This is a genomic window from Nocardioides eburneus, from assembly GCF_040838215.1.
GTDB lineage: Bacteria > Actinomycetota > Actinomycetes > Propionibacteriales > Nocardioidaceae > Nocardioides > Nocardioides eburneus.
Map to the genome: position 1 here is coordinate 122,063 of NZ_JBFPJR010000008.1, position 16,221 is coordinate 138,283.

The window sequence follows — 16,221 nt, forward strand, 5'->3', positions numbered from 1 at the left end:
GTGTGATTAACAGGTTTCTTGTTGATTAGGTAGGCACATGACCACCCTCCTCCCGGACCTTCCGGCGTCGCTGCGACTGGAGCGGCGCGACGCCGTCGCGGTGCTGACCCTTGCTCGTGCGCACAAGCGCAACGCGCTCGACGACGACACGATCCTCGGGATCGGCCGCTTCTTCGCCGCGTTGCCCGCCTGGGCCAAGGTCGTACTTCTCGCCGCCGAGGGCGATCACTTCTCGGCCGGCCTCGACCTCAGCGAGCTCAGTGAGCGCGACGCCGTCGAAGGCGTCCACCACTCACGGATGTGGCACAAGGCCCTCGGTGAGATCCAAGGCGCCGGCGTACCCGTGATCGCGGTGCTGAAGGGCGCCGTCGTCGGCGGCGGGCTCGAGCTGGCGACGGCGGCCCACCTGCGCGTCGCCGAGGAGTCGACGTTCTTCGCCCTGCCGGAGGGCCAGCGGGGGCTCTTCGTCGGCGGCGGCGCGTCGGTGCGGGTGTCGCGCCTGATCGGTGCGCAGCGGATGACCGACATGATGCTGACCGGGCGGGTGCTCTCCAGCGCGGAGGGGGCCGATCTCGGGCTGGCCGACTATCGGGTCGCCGCCGGGGAGGGGCTCACCAAGGCGCTCGAGCTGGCTGACCGGATCGCGAGCAACTCGCCGGTGACCAACTTCGCGGTCCTGCAGGCGCTGCCGCGCATCGCCGAGGCGGACCCCGAGACCGGCTACGTGCTGGAGTCGCTGATGGCCGCCGTCGCACAGAGCAGCACCGAGGCCAAGCAGCGGATGGCCGACTTCGTCGCCGGCCGGGGCCCGAAGGTGGCGGCCCGGTGAGCGCCGACCAGATCCAGGACGTCGAGCGACTCTACGAGCCGCATCCGGACAACGTCGAACGTGCGCGCGTCCAGGAGTTCATCGGCTGGCTGCGGTCCGAGAAGGGCGTCGACCTCGCCGGCTGGGACGAGCTTCGGCGCTGGTCGGTCGACGAGCTGGAGGACTTCTGGGAGTCGGTGTGGCAGTACTTCGAGGTGAAGGCGCACACGCCGTACGACGCCGTTCTGCCGGACCGCACCATGCCCGGTGCGGTCTGGTTCCCCGGGGCCACCCTCAACTACGCCGAGCACTGTCTCGGCACGCCGCAGGACGCCGAGGCCGTCGCCGTCCATGCGGTGTCCCAGACCCGCGAGACCGTCGAGCTGACCTTCGGTGAGCTCGCGGAGCAGGTCCGCCGCGTCCGTGCAGGCCTCGTCCGGCTCGGCGTCCAGCGCGGCGACCGGGTGGCGGCGTACCTGCCGAACATCCCCGAGACCCTCGTCGCCTTCCTCGCCACCGCGAGCCTGGGCGCGATCTGGTCCAGCTGCGCTCCGGAGTTCGGCGCCCGCAGCGTGATCGACCGCTTCGAGCAGATCCGGCCGAAGGTCCTCCTCGCCGTCGCCGGCTACACCTACGGTGGCAAGGCCATCGACAAGCGCGCGGACGTCGCGGCGATCCGGGCCGAGATCGGTGCCGAGCACGTGATCCACGTGCCCTACGGCTCGCTGGAGCTCGACGACACGGTCGCGTGGGGCGAGCTCGTCGCAGACACGGACGCGCCGATGTCCTTCGAGCCGGTGCCGTTCGACCACCCGCTCTACATCCTCTACTCCTCGGGCACGACCGGGAAGCCGAAGGCGATCATCCACCGCCACGGCGGGATCCTGATCGAACACCTGAAGAACCACGCCTTCCACTTCGACCTCGGCCGCGGCGACCGGATGCTGTGGTTCACCACGACCGCCTGGATGATGTGGAACCTGATGGTCTCCTCGCTCCTGGTGCGGGCGAGCGTCGTGATGATCGACGGAAACCCGCTCTATCCGGACCTGCGCGAGCAGTGGCGGCTCGCCGCGGAGACCCGGGCGACGCTGATGGGCGCCAGCCCCGGCTATCTCATGCAGTGCCGCAAGGAGGGGCTGCGTCCGGCCGCCGAGTTCGACCTCTCGCGGCTGCGGCAGATGGGCGTCGTCGGGAGCCCGTTCCCCGCCGAGGGGGCCCGTTGGATCGTCGAGCAGCTCGGCGAGAAGGTCGTCCTCAACGTCGGCAGCGGCGGCACCGACGTGTGCACCGGCATCGTCCAGGCCTCGCCGATGACCCCCGTCTACGCCGGCGAGATGTCCGGCCCGAGCCTCGGCGTCGACGTCAAGGCATTCGACGCCCAGGGCCGCCAGGTCGTCGGTGAGCTCGGCGAGCTGGTCATCACCTCGCCGATGCCCTCCATGCCGGTCGGGTTCTGGGGAGACGAGGACGGCAGCCGCCTGCACGCCGCCTACTTCGGGGAGTACGACGGCGTCTTCCGCTTCGGCGACTGGTGCCGCTTCTCGGAGGCCGGTTCATGCTTGATCACCGGCCGTTCCGACGCCACGCTCAACCGCGGCGGCGTCCGGCTCGGCACTGCGGAGTTCTACCGGGTGCTGCAGGACGTCCCCGAGATCGCCGACTCCGTCGTCGTACACCTGGAGGACCCGCAGGGCGGCATGGGGGAGCTGATTCTCTTCGTCGTGCCGGCCGCCGGGGCCGAGGTCGATGAGGCGCTCAAGGCCAGGTTGGTCAGGGAGATCCGAGGCGCTCTCTCGCCGCGGCACGTGCCCGACACGATCGTCCCGGTGGCGGCCGTGCCCTACAGCCGCACCGGCAAGAAGCTCGAGGTGCCGGTGAAGAAGATCCTGCGGGGCGCGGCTCCCCAGGACGCCGCATCCCCCGGTGCGCTGATGGACCCGGCCGCGCTCGACGCCTACGCGGACTTCGCGCGCACTCACGGGGCGGACCGGTGACCGAGTCGGACGTCGCCCGACCCATCACCGGACCCGTCGCGGTCATCGGCACCGGGGTCATCGGTGCCGGCTGGGCCGCGCTCTTCCTCGCTGCCGGCCTCGACGTCGTCGCCCACGACCCGAGCCCGGGAGCCGAGGAGCGGCTGCGGGCGGCGGTCGCCGACGCCTGGCCGTCCCTGAGCCGGCTCGGCCTCGCCGACGGTGCTCGCGCCGACCGGCTGGTCTTCGCCGCGGACACCGCGACGGCGGTGGCCGGCGCCGGCTTCGTCCAGGAGAGCGGCCCGGAGCGGATGGATCTCAAGCAGCAGCTCTTCGCCGCCCTCGACGAGGCCGCCCCGGCCGAGACGGTGATCGCCAGCAGCTCGTCCGGGCTCACGCCCTCCGAGATCCAGGCGATGTGCGGTCGCCACCCGGAGCGAGTCCTCGTCGGACACCCCTTCAATCCCGCTCACCTGATCCCGCTCGTGGAGGTCGTCCCGGGGCGCGCCACGAGCGACGCCGCGACGGCCACGGCGATGGCCTTCTACCGCGCCGTCGGCAAGCGGCCGATCCATGTCCGAGCCGAGCTCCCGGGCCACGTCACGAACCGGCTCCAGGCCGCGCTGTGGCAGGAGGCCTACTCGCTCGTCGAGCGTGGCGTCGCGTCGGTCGCCGACGTCGACGCGGCGATCTCCTACGGTCCCGGCCTGCGTTGGGCGCTCCTCGGGCCGTTGGTCAACCAGCACCTCTCCGGCGGGTCCGGCGGCATGGCGCACACCCTCGCTCACCTCGGCCCGCCCGCCGAGGAGTGGATGAAGGATCTGCAGCCCGCCCGACTGAGCCCCACGCTCGTCGATCTGCTGGTCGGGGGCGTGGACGAGGAGCTCCGAAACATCGACGAGGGCGAGCTCGTCGCGCAGCGCGATGACCTGCTCGTGGCGCTGCTGGAGGCCAAGCGCGGCCGCGCCGCGCTGCCCTGATCAGCCGCCCGACCATGACAAGGACGACATGACGACCTACACCCCGCACATCGACACCGAGGCGATCACCGCACTCGACTTCCACACCCATGTCGAGGCCGATGCCCACGGCCACCTCTCGCTCGACGAGGAGCTGATGGACGCCTCCGCGGCGTACTTCCGCGGCGACCATCCGCGGACGCCGACGGTCGACGATCTCGCCGCCTACTACCGCGAGCGGAGCATGGCGGCCGTCGTGTTCACCATCGACGCGCAGACGGGGCTCGGGCACCCGCCGATCTCGAGCGAGGAGATCGCCGAGCGGGCCGCCGCCCACGCCGACGTCCTGATCCCGTTCGGCTCGGTCGACCCGCATCGCGGGGATGCGGCCGTCGTCCAGGCCCGCCGGCTGGTCGAGGAGTACGGCGTCCGCGGCTTCAAGTTCCACCCCGGCCTGCAGGCCTTCGAGCCCAACCATCCTGACTTCAGCCGCCTCTGGGCCACCCTCGAGGAGCTCGGCGTCGTGGCGCTGTTCCACACGGGTCAGACCGGCATCGGTGCCGGCCTTCCGGGCGGGCGGGGCATCAAGCTGCGCTACTCCGACCCGCTCCTCCTCGACGATGTCGCCGCCGACCACCCCGGTCTCACGATCGTGATGGCGCACCCCGCCGTGCCGTGGGTCGACACGCAGATCTCCATCGCCACCCACAAGGCCAACGTCTACGTCGACCTCTCCGGGTGGTCGCCGAAGTACTTCCCTCCGCAGCTGGTCAAGCAGCTGAACGGACCGCTGCGCGCCAAGGTCCTCTACGGATCCGACTTCCCGGTCATCACCCCGGACCGGTGGTTCACGGACCTGGCCACGCTGGAGATCAAGGACGAGGTGTTGCCCCTGCTGCTCAAGGGCAACGCACTGCGCATCCTGGGGCTGGACGGTGGCCGGTGAGCCGGCCGACCTACGGCCTCGGGGACGACCATCTCGAGCTGCGCGACGTCGTCCGCCAGGTCTGCGAGGAGCAGATCGCCCCGCGCGCCGCAGAGGTGGACGAGCACGGCGCCTTCCCGGAGGCGTCGCTGCGCGCGCTCGTCGCGGCCCGCCTGCACGCGATCACCATCCCCGCCGAGTACGGCGGCGAGGGCGGTGACCATCTCGCCGGTGTCGTGGTCGCCGAGGAGATCGCGCGTGCCTGCGCGACGACCCAGCAGGTGGCGGGTGCCAACGAGCTCTTCGCGCTCCCGCTGCTGCTCGCCGGGAGCGAGGAGCTCAAGCGCCGCTACCTGCCGCGCATCGCGTCGGGGGAGTGGCTCGGCGCGTTCGCGCTCTCCGAGCCCGAGGCCGGCAGCGACGTGGCGGCGATCCGGACGCGTGCGACCGCCGGAGAGGGCGGGTGGGTCCTGACCGGCACGAAGCGCTGGATCACCAACGCGGGCTCGGCCGACGCGTACGTCGTCTTCGCCACCGTCGACCCCGACGCCGGACCCCGGGGGCTGGCCGCGTTCGTCGTCGAGGCCACCGACCCTGGGCTCTCGTTCGGCGCGCCTGAGCGCAAGATGGGGATGAAGGGCTCTCCGACCTGCGAGGTCTATCTCGACAAGGTCTTCGTCCCCGCGGACCGGCTGATCGGCGAGACCGGGGCCGGGATGCGGATCGCGCTCGGCACCCTCGACCGCACCCGCGCCACCGTGGCCGCGCAGGCCGTCGGCATCGCCCAGGGCGCGCTCGACGTGGCGTCGGCCTACCTCGGCGAGCGGCAGCAGTTCGGCAAGCCCCTGGCGACCTTCCAGGGCCTGCAGTTCATGGTGGCCGACATGGAGATCCAGATCCGCGCCGCGCGGGCGCTGACACACCAGGCGGCGCGCGAGCTCGACTCCCACGGCGCCGACCTCACGACGGCCGGGGCGGTGGCGAAGTGCCTGGCCTCGGACACGGCGATGAAGGTGACGACCGATGCCGTCCAGCTCCTCGGGGGAGCGGGCTACGTCCGCGACTTCCCGGTCGAGCGGATGATGCGCGACGCGAAGATCACGCAGATCTATGAGGGCACCAACCAGATCCAGCGTCTCGTCATCGCGCGTGACGTGCTGAGCGACTGAACCGGATCCAGCGCGGTCTCGAGGTAGGCCGCGCCGTACCGGCGGCGCTACGCTTTCACTGAGTGAAAGGTGGCGCATGGCTGGCGGATCGGCCCCGGGCGCGTCCCTCGTGGCGCGCTCGCTGACGGTGCTCGGTGCTTTCGACGACCGGCACCGCCGGCTCACGCTCAGCGAGATCGCGGAGCGGGCGGGTCTGGCGCCGGCCACGACGCTGCGCATCGTCCGCGAGCTGGTCGCCGGCGAGGCGCTCGTCAGGGACGGACGCGTCTACCGGGTCGGACGACGGCTGTGGAGCCTCGGCCTGCTCGCGTCGGAGGAGACGGACCTGCGCGACGTCGCCTCGCCCTACCTCCAGGATCTCCATGCGGCCACCCGGGCGACCGTCCACCTCGCCATCCGGGAGGGCGACGCGGTGCTCTACCTCGACCGGCTCTCCGGCCAGGCGTCGGTGCCGGTCGTGAGCCGGGTCGGCGCGCGACTGCCTCTCTATCCGACGGGCGTCGGCAAGGTCCTGCTCGCCCACGCGCCGGCCGAGGTCGTGGACCGCGTCATGCGGTCGCTGGAGCCGATGACCCGCTACACCGTCACCGCTCCCGGCCTGCTCGCGCGTCAGCTGGAGCGGGTGCGTGCCGAGGGTCACGCGACCACCCGCGAGGAGATGACCCTCGGAGCGTGCTCCGTCGCCGTCCCCGTGTGGAGCGGCGACGACGTGGTCGCGGCGGTCGGGGTCGTCGTACCCGACTTCCGGCGCGAGCTCGGGAGGCTGCTCACCGGGCTCACGATGGCGGCGCGGGGGATCGGCCGCGCCGTCTCCGCGGCGCCCGCGCCGGGGTCCTGACCACGGGCCGCCGGGTCCACGCGTCGCCCGGCGGGCGGGCTCAGACGAGTGAGCGCCGGCGGGAGACGAGGCTGCCGAGCCCCTGCGCGGCCGCGCGTACGGCGTCCACGTGCGCCTCCGGCCGGAAGCGCCCGACGGGCCCGGTGACGCTGATGGCCGCGAGCGCCCGGTCGCCCTCGGCGAGGACCGGGGCGGCGACGCACTGCAGCCCGACGGCCGACTCCTCGTGCTCGAAGGCGACCCCGGTCTCGAGCACGGTCCGCAACTGGCGGCGCAGTAGGCCGGGGGCGACGACCGTGTGCGGCGTACGACGCTCGAGCGGGCCGCCCAGCACGTCGGCCTGCGCCTCGTCGTCGGCGTACGCCAGGAGGCACTTGCCGATCGCCGTGCAGTGGACGGGCATGCGGCCGCCGGTGCGGGACGGGGTGGTCGCCTGTCGGTGGCCGCCGATCTTGGCGACGTAGACGACGTCGTGGCCCTCGCGCACGCCGAGGTGGACGGTCTCGTGGGTGCGCTCGTAGAGGTCCTGCAGGAACGGCATCGCGAGCTCGAGCAGACTGCGCTCGACCGACGCGCGCAGGCCGAGCTCGAAGAGACCGCCGGAGAGCCGGTAGCCGACCGAGGAGCGGTCGAGCAGGCGATGGCTCACCAGATCGCCGGCGAGCCGGTGGACGGTCGCCTTCGGAAGACCGGTGCGGCGGGTCAGCTCGGCGAGCGAGAGGACGGTGTCGTCGGGGGTGAACGACCGCAGGATCGTGACCGCCTTGGCGAGGACGGTGTCGAGATCGTGGGCCACGAGAAAGAGCGTACCGCTCAGCGGAACGATCTCGTGGTCTTCGGCCGAGCCGGTTGAGACGCTCCTCCCATGAGTGACACGACCATCGCCGACGCCGGCGCGAGCGCCGCCGTCGGCGCGGCCGCCGAGCGACTGCTCGAGGCCGCGGCCACCGGCGTCCCCTGTCCGCCGGTGCGCGACCTGATCGGGCGCGACGACCTGCCGGCGGCGTACGCCGTCCAGGAGCGCCTCACGGCCGCCCGCCTCGCCGCCGGCGCGACCGTCGTCGGCCGCAAGATCGGCCTGACCAGCGAGGCCGTCCAGCAGCAGCTGGGCGTCGACCAGCCCGACTTCGGCGTGCTCTTCGACGACATGGCGTACGCCGGCGGCGACACGATCCCCGCGAACGCCGTGCTCCAGCCGCGGGCCGAGGCCGAGATCGCCTTCGTCCTGGCGGAGGACCTCGCCGACGGAGACCTCGACGACGACCAGGTCCGGGGCGCGATCGACTACGCCGTCGCGGCGATCGAGGTCTGCGGCAGCCGCATCGCCGGCTGGGACATCAGCTTCGGCGACACCGTCGCCGACAACGCGTCGTCCGGCGTCTACGTCCTCGGGCCGACCCACAAGCGTCTCGACGAGTTCGAGCCCAAGGACGTCGTGATGTCGATGACCATCGACGGCGAGGAGGTCTCGACCGGGACCGGCGCCGCCTGCCTGGGCGACCCCGTCAACGCGGTCGTGTGGCTCGCCCGCCAGGCTCGCGAGCTCGGGGAGCCGCTCCGCAAGGGCCAGGTCATCCTGTCCGGTGCCCTCGGGCCGATGCGCCCGATCGCCCCCGGCAACACCGTTCGTAGCACCGTGTCGGACCTCGGCTCGGTGACGTTCACCGTAGGAGTGGAATCGTGACCGATCAGACCGGTAGGACGAAGGTCGCCATCATCGGGTCGGGCAACATCGGCACCGACCTGATGATCAAGATCATGCGCAACGCCCAGCACCTCGAGATGGCCGCCATGGTCGGCATCGACCCCAACTCCGACGGGCTGGCCCGAGCGGCGAAGTTCGGCTTCGAGGCGATCTCGACCGGCGTCGACGGCCTCTTGGAGTCGCCGCAGATCGACGAGATCGGCATCGTCTTCGACGCCACCTCGGCCGGCGCCCACCAGTACAACAACGACAAGTTGGCCCCGCTCGGCATCCGGATGATCGACCTGACGCCGGCCGCCATCGGCCCCTACACGATCCCCGCGGTCAACCTCGAGGAGCACATCGAGGCTCCCAACGTGAACATGGTGACCTGCGGTGGCCAGGCCACCATCCCGATCGTGGCCGCCATCAGCCGGGTCGTCCCGGTGGCCTACGGCGAGATCGTCGCCTCGATCGCCTCGAAGTCGGCCGGCCCCGGCACCCGCGCCAACATCGACGAGTTCACCGAGACCACCTCGGCGGCGATCGAGAAGGTCGGCGGCGCCCGCCGCGGCAAGGCGATCATCATCCTCAACCCGGCCGAGCCGCCGCTGATGATGCGCGACACGGTCTTCGCCCTGGTCGCCCTCCCGGAGGGGGACGACGTCGAGACGGTCAAGCAGCAGATCAAGGACTCGGTGGCGAAGATGGTCGCCGACGTGGCGGCGTACGTCCCTGGCTATCAGATGGTCCAGGAGGTCCAGATCACCGCGATCCCCGAGGACCAGCCGGTCCAGACGTTGCTGGTCGACGGCGAGGAGATCACCCCGACCCATCAGGTCTCGGTCTTCCTCAAGGTCGAGGGCGCGGGGATGTACCTCCCGGCCTACGCCGGCAACCTCGACATCATGACCTCGGCCGCCGTCCAGATGGCCGAGAAGATCGCCGCCAACGGCAACCCGCGTCTCGCGGCCGCCGGTGCGGGCAAGGAGAACTGAGCATGAGCACCGAGATCTTCGTCCAGGACGTCACCCTGCGCGACGGCATGCACGCGGTCCGTCACCGGATCACCCCCGAGGACGTCAAGCGCATCGTGGTGGCCCTCGAGGACGCCGGCGTCGACGCGATCGAGGTCGCCCACGGCGACGGCCTCGCGGGTGGCTCGGTCAACTACGGCCCCGGCTCGAACACCGACTGGGAGTGGATCGAGGCGGCCGCCTCGGTCATGACGCGTGCCCGGCTCACGACCCTGCTGCTGCCCGGCGTCGGCACGATCCACGAGCTCAAGCAGGCCTACGACCTGGGCGTCCGCTCGGTCCGTGTCGCGACCCACTGCACCGAGGCCGACATCTCGGCCCAGCACATCGCGGCGGCCCGCGAGATGGGGATGGACGTCTCCGGCTTCCTCATGCTCTCCCACATGGCTCCGGCGCAGGAGCTGGCCAAGCAGGCCAAGCTGATGGAGTCCTATGGCGCCCACTGCGTCTATGTCACCGACTCCGGTGGCCGGCTGACGATGAACGGCGTCGCCGAGCGCGTGAAGGCCTACCGCGACCTCCTCGACCCGCAGACCGAAATCGGCATCCACGCCCACGAGAACCTCTCGCTCTCGGTCGCCAACTCGGTGGTCGCGGTCGAGAACGGCGTCTACCGCGTCGACGCGTCGCTCGCCGGCCACGGCGCCGGCGCCGGCAACTGCCCGATCGAGGCGTTCATCGCCGTCGCGGACCTGTCCGACTTCAAGCACGGCTGCGACGTCTTCAAGCTGCAGGACGCGGCCGACGACATCGTCCGCCCGCTCCAGGACCGGCCGGTCCGGGTCGACCGCGAGACGCTCACGCTCGGCTACGCCGGGGTCTACTCCAGCTTCCTGCGGCACGCCGAGGTCGCCTCCCAGCGGTACGGCGTCGACGTCCGCGACCTGCTGATGGAGTGCGGCCGGCGCCGGCTCGTCGGTGGCCAGGAGGACATGATCTATGACATCGCGCTGACCTTCGTCCAGGAGCGTCAGGTCGCCGCGACCGCCTGACGGCGCGGACACCTCGTTCGCCCAGCAGCCCCCGGCCCCCTGCCGGGGGCTGCTGTGCGTCTCCGGCCGGCTCGACGGCCGGTGCGGTCGCTCGGCCCGGTCGCTCAGCCCGGTCGCTCCGTCCGGCAGCTCCGTCCCGCGGGGACGGATCATGTGCCGACGAGCGGCGCTGTTACGGTCGTCGCACCATCGGCCACGACCTCAGGAGAACGATGCACGAGCCCCATCCCGTCGACCCGTTCGTGCTCCAGCAGCTCGACCGTGAGACCGAGGCCCGCGCACGGACGCTGCAGGCGCCGACCTCCACGGCGGCGGGGGCGCCCGCCGAGGTCGTGACGGAGCTCGCGTCGCTCGTCGCGGGGCTCGAGGAGGAGCTGCTCGCCGCGTCGCACGACCTGGCCGCGCACCCGGAGGTCGGCTTCGAGGAGCGCCGTACGGCGGCCGCCCTCGCCGACCTCGTCGAGGCACACGGGATCGAGGTCACCCGGTCGGCGTACGGACTCGAGACGGCGCTGCGCGCCCAGGCCGGGACCGGCGACGGACCGACGCTCGCGATCTGCTCGGAGTACGACGCCCTGCCCGGCATCGGCCACGGCTGCGGCCACAACGTCATCGCGACCGCCGGCCTCGGCGCGTTCCTCGCGCTGGCCCGGCTCGGCGACCGGCTCCCGGGCACCGTCGTCTGGCTCGGCACGCCCGGGGAGGAGGGTGGCGGCGGCAAGGAGTTGATGGCACGCGAGGGCGCCTTCGACGGCGTCGACGCGGCGCTGATGGTCCACCCGTTCGGCTACGACGTCGCGGAGCCGGTCTTCCTCGGCCGACGCCAGCTGCGGGTCGTCTTCACCGGCATCGCCGCGCACGCCTCCATCCAGCCCTTCATGGGGCGCAACGCGCTCGACGCGGCGAACCTGCTCTACATGGGGGTCGCCCTCCAGCGTCAGCAGATGCCGCCGAGCGACCGCGTCCACGCCGTCGTCACGGACGGCGGCCAGCGGCCCAACGTGATCCCGGAGCGCGCGGAGGTGCTGTTCTACGTCCGCAGCCAGTACGCCGAGGAGCTCCGCCTCCTCAGCGCCCGCCTCGAGGACATCGCCCGCGGCGCGGCGCTGATGACCGGCTGCGGCGTCGAGCTGCACTGGGACGAGCCGCCGGCGTACCTGCCCATCCGCAACAACGGCCCGCTCGCGGCCGCCTGGACGACGCGGTACGCCGAGCGCGGCCACGCGGTCCTCGCGCCCGGTGTCGTCCCGGACCTGCTGGCCGGGTCCACCGACTTCGGCAACGTCTCCTTCCGCGTCCCCGGTCTGCACGCGATGGTGAAGATCGCGGAGCCCGACGTGTCGCTGCACAGTCGCGAGTTCGCCGCCGCGGCCGTCACCGAGACCGCCGACCGGGTCGTCCTGGACGCTGCCGGCGGCCTCGCCGCCGTCGCCGCCGACTTCCTCTGGGACGCCGACCTGCGCCGCGCCGTCGCCGACGACTTCGAGGCCGCCGGCGGGGCGGTCGACGTCGCGTCGTACTTCGACTGACGACCGGCAGCCGTGGCTGGCAAAGTCTGTGACCAGCGCCGCCTCTGCCCGGGCTTGAATCCGCCGGGGCACGGTGGCGGCCTTGGTCCCACTCGTGACCGTCGCCGCCGCTGACTTCTCCTGGGTGGGCCCCGTGGGGATCGAACCCACAACCCGCGGATTAAAAGTCCGCTGCTCTGCCAGTTGAGCTAGAGGCCCGGGGACTGGTTGAGAAGTTGGCTGGAAACCCGGAGCGATCGTGATGATCGTTCCCAGGAGCCGCTTCGACCGCTCGATCAGACCCACCGGACGTGTCAGTGCCCGGTAGCGTGAAGGTTATCGGAGCATGCCTGTGGCCGCGCTGGGCGGTCACCGCGACCAAGATCGTCGGTGCGCTCTTCCTCCTGGCGGTCCCGCTGAACCGGACCTGCTGACATGCGACGCGAGCGCCGCCGTCCCGCAACCAAGGCGCGCGACGGTGCGTCGTACCGGCATGGGCGTCTCGACAGTGTTCCCGCGCGGGTTCCGAGTGGGCGGTGCTCTGGTGGCCTCGTCCATCCTCGTGACGGGCTGTGCCTCGAACGTGACCATCGTGAGTTCCGACGCGTCACCAGACAGACCGGGCACCCCGCCGGCCGCGGTCAGCGCGGTCGGCGGCAAGCCTGCGCGCTCGTCGGCACCCGTGCCGGTGCCGGGCTGGGCGAGCGAGGTCGTGCCCGCCGGGGGCAGCGCCGCCTACGTGGTGGGCTGGCGCCGCGACCAGTCCCCAGCGCTGTGGGAGATCGACGCCGGCGGCGACCTCTCGCCGCGTACGCCGCCGCCGGGTGCTCCGGGCAATCCCGGCCCGGCCGGCGCGGACAGCGTCCTCGACCTCGCCTTCGACACCCCGGAGACGGGGCTGGCGATCACCGCCACCGGCCGGCGCCAGGGCGAGGGTGCGCCAAGGTCGTTGTTCGCCACCGACGACGGCGCCCGGACCTGGACCAGGGTCGACCTTCCCGCCGGTGAGCAACCCGTCCGGGTCGCTCTCGGAGGTGGAGCCGCCTACGTCCTGACCGGCAACTGCCCGCGACCGGGCGCCGCCTGCGACCATGCCACCCTGTGGACCATCGACCCGACCGGCCACGAGGCACCGCGCACGTTCGACACCCTGCCCGCCCGCACCGACGTCGCGGGGCCGATCACCGCGGCCGCCTTCGGGGCCGCGGTCTGGGTCTTCCTCAACGCGGGCACAGGCGCGGAGACCGCGCTGCGCTCCGACGACGGTGGCCGGGCCTGGCGTCGGATCGACACCGGGCTGTGCCTGACTGAGCGGCCGGTCGCGACCTCGGCCGGCGTCCTGTGGGCGACCTGCGCGACGGGCATGCTGGAGCACTTCGTCCGCCAGGACCGCGACGCTCGTCCTACCGCCGTCTTCGAGAAGGTGGGAGGGACCACCAGCAGCGCGCTCTTCCCGCTCAGCGACACCACCGCCTACGCCGTCATCGCCCCCGGCCGCGGGGCACGCGTCGAGGCGACCCGCGACGGTGGCCGCACCACGAGCACCCTTGCCCGGATCCCGCGCGCGTTCCAGCGCCGCGGGTTCCACGCCACCTTCGTCTCCGAGAGGATCGGCTACCTCATCACGCTCAACGGCGGCCGGCTCTACGCCACTGTCGATGCCGCCCAGAGCTGGCGACAGGTGCCGCCGCCAGCATGAGTCGCTGGTCTCATCCAGGTCATCTCGGTCACCGGAGAGATGGTCTGGGATCCGCTACGGTCGGAGGTCGAGGAGAGGGGAGCCATGACGGCGGACGACCTCGCGGCCCTGGAGCCCGCGTGTACGCCGACCGCCGCGCTCGCCTTCTTCGACGGTCTCGCAGCAGTGGAGGCGAGGGATCTCATCGGACGCTGGCGTGGCCGGGAGCTCGCGACCGGCCATCCGATGGACGGTCTGCTGGCGGCATCCGGGTGGTACGGCAAGCAGTTCGACGACATCGACCACGTCCATCCTCTGCTCTTCGCCACGCCCGCGGGCGAGATCTTCCCCGTCGAGCCGAGGTGGATCCCGTTGGGGCTCATCGACAAGGTCCCACCGGCCGCGGTGAGTCGAGGCAGGGTGGTGCTCGGCGTGCTGACGCCGGTCCTGCGCGCCCGGAAGCATCGGGCGAGGCTGCGCGAGGTGAGGGACCGGGGCGTGGTGACGGCGGCGATGGTCTATGACCACCTGCCGATCATCGACGTCTTCCGTCGCGTCGACGACCGGACGGTGCTCGGCGTGATGGACCTGCGGCGCATCCCTCGGCCCTACTTCTTCATCCTGCAGCGCGACTGAGCGGCTCGTGTGCGCGGTCCGGTGCCGCCGGATCGGTCGATAGCCCGGTCCGGACGCGACCGTACGTGACAGGGTGCTCACGTGGACGTCTACCCGGGGCGCTGGATCATCGTGCTCGGCTATCTCGTCACGGCGATCTGCGCAGCCCTCGTGATCTTCTGGCTCGTGACGCCGGCGTTCGCCGACCCCTATTTGTGTACGCCGATCTGGGGTAACGGACAGTACGGCGATCCTTCACGCAGTTGGATCCCTCCGGGCACCAGTTGCACCTTCCATGCCCGAGCCTCCGGGATGCAGATCGACATCGTGAACCGTCCGACGGCGTGGCGGCTCATACCGCTCCTCGCGGCGGTGACGGGGTTCCCGCTCACTCGACACCTGCGTCGTCTGCTACGCAGAGCTGCGGTTGCGCCGCGAGCCGACGCCTGACCATCGCGCTCCGCCGCCTCGACGGACGGACGCGTCAGCGTCGCGAGGCAGGGAGCGCTGGCGGTCCGCTCGCGGGTGAGAGAGCATGAGGCCGTGTACGTCGTTCTCCTGCTGGCCGTGCCGGGCGTCTGCGTCCTTCTCGCAGGCGTGTCCACCGGCGTAGGCAGCCGGCGGCGTGGTGCCGGTTGGCCAGTCGCTGTGTTGAGTGGTGTCTTCTTCCCCATCACGTGGATCGCCTGGTATGCCCGCGACCAGCTTCCGATGGCCATGAGCCGTTCCAGGTCGGTCTCGGCGGTCACGAGCCATCGGGTGACGTGACCTAGACTGCTTCGTGTGACCAGCCGTGTGACGCAGTGGTGGTGGCCGACCGAGTAGGCGGCCGCCGAGTGTCACGAACGAACCCATCGAGCCGCCTTCGGGCGGCTCGGAGTCTGTGACGGACCCAGCTCGTGCTCGCCCGAGGGCTCAACCCCGAGGAGCAGCATGACGATCACGACTGTCGACGCCGCGATCGAGCGCAGCCGCGAGACGGCGGCATCCATCGAGCAAGAGCCGGGTCGGCACCGGATGCTGACCGGCGATCGACCGACCGGTGACCTTCACATCGGTCACTACCTGAGCAGTCTGCGCAACCGCGTCGCGCTCCAGGAGCGCGGGGTGGAGTCGTTCGTCCTGATCGCCGACTACCAGGTCATCACCGACCGCGATTCGGTCGGCCAGATCAAGGACAACACGCTGTCGCTGCTCGCGGACTATCTGGCCGCAGGCCTGGACCCGGCACGCTCGACCATCTTCGCTCACTCGGCAGTGCCTCAGCTGAACCAGCTGATGCTGCCGTTCCTCAGCCTGGTCACCCAGGCCGAACTGCAGCGCAATCCGACGGTCAAGGACGAGCTCGTGGCCAGTCGCCGCCCGTTGTCGGGCCTCCTGCTCACCTACCCCGTTCATCAAGCCGCCGACATCCTGTTCTGCAAGGCCGACGTCGTTCCGGTCGGCAAGGACCAGTTGCCCCACGTCGAGCAGACCCGCGTCGTGGCCAGGCGCTTCAACGCGCGCTACGCCGCCGGCGCGGAGGTCTTTCCTGAGCCCACGGCTCTGATCAACGACCACCAACTCATCCTCGGCGTGGATGGGCAGAAGATGTCCAAGAGTCGGGGAAACGTGATCCGACTCGCGGCCACGGAGGACGAGACGGCGAAGCTGATCCGGAAGGCGCGCACGGATTCGGAGCCGACGATGACGTATGAGCCCGAGCGTCGGCCCGAGGTGGCGAATCTGCTCACCATCGCCTCCGGCTTCATGGGCGTGGCTCCCGAGACCCTCGCCGACGACCTCGGCAGCGGCGGTGGCAGCGCGCTCAAGGCCCTCGTGATCGAGGCCATCAACGAGGGCCTGCGCGCCCACCGAGAGCGACGTCAAGGCATCGCGAAGGACCGCGCCGAGCTGCTCCAGATCCTTCGTGCCGGCAACGCGAAGGCGGAGGCGGTAGCCGACCACACCCTCACCGAGGTCCGCCAGGCGATGTCGATGGACTACTGAAGGGCTCTTGCCGATCTGCGGGTCGTCAGACGTGTCAGGCAGA

The 16,221-nt window shown here is 71.3% G+C and carries 15 protein-coding genes and 1 tRNA gene; 14 read left to right on the forward strand and 2 right to left on the reverse strand.

Annotation, left to right across the window (positions count from 1 at the left end):
• The first annotated feature begins 37 nt into the window (after nt 1-37).
• The 6 genes from AB3X52_RS06605 (at nt 38) to AB3X52_RS06630 (ending at nt 6,675) form a co-directional block, all read left to right on the forward strand.
• Nucleotides 38-829, forward strand: coding sequence for a crotonase/enoyl-CoA hydratase family protein (locus tag AB3X52_RS06605; protein ID WP_367992510.1), 792 nt, complete (start codon nt 38-40; stop codon nt 827-829).
• Nucleotides 826-2,805, forward strand: coding sequence for an acetoacetate--CoA ligase (locus tag AB3X52_RS06610; protein ID WP_367992512.1), 1,980 nt, complete (start codon nt 826-828; stop codon nt 2,803-2,805). The genes AB3X52_RS06605 and AB3X52_RS06610 overlap by 4 nt, the downstream gene beginning before the upstream one ends.
• Nucleotides 2,802-3,764, forward strand: coding sequence for a 3-hydroxyacyl-CoA dehydrogenase NAD-binding domain-containing protein (locus tag AB3X52_RS06615; protein WP_367992514.1), 963 nt, complete (start codon nt 2,802-2,804; stop codon nt 3,762-3,764). Before AB3X52_RS06610 ends, AB3X52_RS06615 begins: the two co-directional genes overlap by 4 nt.
• A 28-nt stretch (nt 3,765-3,792) precedes the next feature.
• Nucleotides 3,793-4,689 (forward strand): 4-hydroxyphenyl-beta-ketoacyl-CoA hydrolase, encoded by an 897-nt coding sequence (gene couO, locus AB3X52_RS06620; protein ID WP_367992516.1) that lies wholly within the window; start codon nt 3,793-3,795, stop codon nt 4,687-4,689.
• Nucleotides 4,686-5,837 (forward strand): acyl-CoA dehydrogenase family protein, encoded by a 1,152-nt coding sequence (locus AB3X52_RS06625; protein WP_367992518.1) that lies wholly within the window; start codon nt 4,686-4,688, stop codon nt 5,835-5,837. The genes couO and AB3X52_RS06625 overlap by 4 nt, the downstream gene beginning before the upstream one ends.
• 76 nt (nt 5,838-5,913) lie before the next feature.
• On the forward strand, nt 5,914-6,675 hold the full coding sequence (locus tag AB3X52_RS06630) for an IclR family transcriptional regulator (RefSeq protein WP_367992520.1): 762 nt from the start codon (nt 5,914-5,916) through the stop codon (nt 6,673-6,675).
• A gap of 40 nt (nt 6,676-6,715) precedes the next feature.
• On the opposite strand, the gene AB3X52_RS06635 is transcribed toward AB3X52_RS06630, so the two are convergent.
• Nucleotides 6,716-7,471, reverse strand: a complete 756-nt coding sequence (locus AB3X52_RS06635; protein ID WP_367992522.1) for an IclR family transcriptional regulator — start codon at nt 7,469-7,471, stop codon at nt 6,716-6,718.
• Between the two features lie 69 nt (nt 7,472-7,540).
• On the opposite strand from AB3X52_RS06635, the gene AB3X52_RS06640 reads away from it, so the two are divergent.
• From AB3X52_RS06640 to AB3X52_RS06655, 4 genes are all read left to right on the forward strand, one after another.
• On the forward strand, nt 7,541-8,359 hold the full coding sequence (locus AB3X52_RS06640; RefSeq protein WP_367992524.1) for a 2-keto-4-pentenoate hydratase: 819 nt from the start codon (nt 7,541-7,543) through the stop codon (nt 8,357-8,359).
• Nucleotides 8,356-9,357: an acetaldehyde dehydrogenase (acetylating) gene (locus AB3X52_RS06645; RefSeq protein WP_367992525.1), complete on the forward strand. Its 1,002-nt coding sequence runs from the start codon at nt 8,356-8,358 to the stop codon at nt 9,355-9,357. Before AB3X52_RS06640 ends, AB3X52_RS06645 begins: the two co-directional genes overlap by 4 nt.
• Before the next feature lie 2 nt (nt 9,358-9,359).
• On the forward strand, nt 9,360-10,388 hold the full coding sequence (gene dmpG / locus AB3X52_RS06650) for a 4-hydroxy-2-oxovalerate aldolase (protein ID WP_367992527.1): 1,029 nt from the start codon (nt 9,360-9,362) through the stop codon (nt 10,386-10,388).
• A 212-nt stretch (nt 10,389-10,600) separates the two neighbouring features.
• Nucleotides 10,601-11,917, forward strand: coding sequence for a M20 family metallopeptidase (locus AB3X52_RS06655; protein ID WP_367992529.1), 1,317 nt, complete (start codon nt 10,601-10,603; stop codon nt 11,915-11,917).
• Between the two features lie 125 nt (nt 11,918-12,042).
• Here the strand turns inward: AB3X52_RS06655 and AB3X52_RS06660 are convergent.
• A tRNA-Lys gene (locus tag AB3X52_RS06660) sits at nt 12,043-12,115 on the reverse strand.
• 373 nt (nt 12,116-12,488) lie between these two features.
• On the opposite strand from AB3X52_RS06660, the gene AB3X52_RS06665 reads away from it, so the two are divergent.
• The 4 genes from AB3X52_RS06665 to trpS all read left to right on the forward strand — a co-directional run bounded on the left by AB3X52_RS06665 (nt 12,489) and on the right by trpS (nt 16,178).
• Complete coding sequence (locus tag AB3X52_RS06665; protein WP_367992531.1) at nt 12,489-13,595, forward strand: hypothetical protein; 1,107 nt, start codon at nt 12,489-12,491, stop codon at nt 13,593-13,595.
• 84 nt (nt 13,596-13,679) lie between these two features.
• Nucleotides 13,680-14,210, forward strand: a complete 531-nt coding sequence (locus tag AB3X52_RS06670) for a DUF4334 domain-containing protein (protein ID WP_367992533.1) — start codon at nt 13,680-13,682, stop codon at nt 14,208-14,210.
• A gap of 81 nt (nt 14,211-14,291) precedes the next feature.
• Nucleotides 14,292-14,639 (forward strand): hypothetical protein, encoded by a 348-nt coding sequence (locus tag AB3X52_RS06675; RefSeq protein ID WP_367992535.1) that lies wholly within the window; start codon nt 14,292-14,294, stop codon nt 14,637-14,639.
• 483 nt (nt 14,640-15,122) lie between these two features.
• Nucleotides 15,123-16,178, forward strand: coding sequence for a tryptophan--tRNA ligase (gene trpS, locus AB3X52_RS06680; RefSeq protein WP_367992537.1), 1,056 nt, complete (start codon nt 15,123-15,125; stop codon nt 16,176-16,178).
• Nucleotides 16,179-16,221: the final 43 nt, after the last annotated feature.